Below are 341 nucleotides of genomic sequence, written 5' to 3' on the forward strand. Positions count from 1 at the left end.
GATAGTCCTCTCGTCATGGCGGCGCTGGAACATCGCCGCAGCCGCTTCGATCCGGCGAGCGAGCCCGTCTCGATCGAGCGCCAGCGGCAGAACCGCATCCTCGCAAAGGGCAAGAACGGTGGTCCTCAGATTCTCGCGCAGCGCAAGCGCGCTTTCGGCATCGAAGCGGGCAAAGGCCAATTCGATACGAGCGCGCTCCTGACGTTCGCGCATCAGTTCCGCCTCGGCTTCGGCACGTGCGGCAGCATGCCCTTCGCGATATCCAATGCCATAGGCATCGGCGGCAGGATCGACCGCGACCGGTTCGGGTGCCGCCACTTCCGGCGTGCGAGTATATCGCA

The 341-nt window shown here is 64.8% G+C and carries 1 pseudogene; it reads right to left on the bottom strand.

Annotated elements, in window-relative coordinates:
- Positions 1-341 (bottom strand): annotated as a pseudogene (locus A3736_RS17470) (flagellar biosynthesis protein); the annotation flags it as partial.

The organism is Erythrobacter sp. HI0063, assembly GCF_001635685.1.
In the GTDB taxonomy this organism is placed as follows: domain Bacteria; phylum Pseudomonadota; class Alphaproteobacteria; order Sphingomonadales; family Sphingomonadaceae; genus Qipengyuania.